1 protein-coding gene is annotated in these 1,004 nt (G+C 72.4%); it reads left to right on the top strand.

Features of this window, described 5'->3' with window-relative positions:
• On the top strand, positions 1–1,004 hold a 1,004-nt coding region (locus ABFS34_17055), incomplete at both ends, for an HNH endonuclease signature motif containing protein (protein ID MEN8377135.1).

The following is a 1,004-nucleotide window of genomic DNA, read 5'->3' as shown; positions in this document are numbered from 1 at the left end:
TCGACCAGACCTTCTGCACTGGCAAGTTCGGCTGGTCGAAGGCGCTGCTGCTGCTGCGGGTCGCGATGCCGGAGACCGAGGCCGACTGGATCGACAAGGCGAAGGAGGTCGACTGCCGGGAGCTCCGGAGCATGGTGCGTCGCGCGAAGAAGGGGGAGCGGCCCGGCGGAGGGACGGGTGACGGGGAAGACGGCGGGAAGGGCGGCGGGGGCGGCGGTCTGCCGACCTTGACGTTCCGGATCGCGGCCGAGGTCGACGCGGTCGGCTACGAGGAGTGGACGCAGGCGAAGCGGAAGCTGCAGGCGGAGACCGGCTCGGCGATGAGCGACGAGGACGCGGTGCGGGCGATGGCGCAGCTGGTGCTGAGCACCAGGCCGGACGGGAGCGTGCCGGGTCGGGAGCGGGTCGAGGAGTCGATCTACAAGGTGGTGGTCGAGGCGGAGCGCGCGGACGTCCGCGCGAACGTCCGCGCGGATGACGCGGACGAGCCGGCGCCGGCCGCGGAGGTGGCGGCGGCCGCGAGCGACGGGTCGGTGTCGGACGCGGTCCGGGAACGGGTCCTCGCCCGCGACGGGCATCGCTGCAAGCACTGCGGCCGCAAGGGCTACCTGCACGTCCACCACATCCTGTGGGAGGGGCGCGGCGGCAAGGGCGTGGCGAGGAACTTGACCTCGCTCTGCTCGTCATGCCACGGGCTGGTGCACGACGGGCTGCTGTTCGTCGAGGGCGTGCCGGGGAAGGACCTGCGGATCACGCCCCGGGCCGGGATGCCGGCCGTCGGCGGGATCCAGGTCTCGTTGACCGGCGAGCCCCCGACCATCGAGCCGGTGGCGCGACTGCTGACCACCGACGACATCCCTGACCAGATCGACTTCGCGTGGCTGCGCAGGCACGCCGACCAGATCGGGTGGACACAGGACGGCTCGCTCGAGCTGAAGAAGCCGCGCGTGGCTGCGCGCGCGGGCGTGACCCGGCACGCTCCTTGCGGAACTGCGTTGCGTCTG

Source organism: Gemmatimonadota bacterium (assembly GCA_039715185.1).
GTDB lineage: Bacteria > Gemmatimonadota > Gemmatimonadetes > Longimicrobiales > RSA9 > DATHRK01.
The sequence above is the reverse complement of the archived record's forward strand: the minus strand, read 5'-3'. Positions and strand labels throughout refer to the sequence as shown.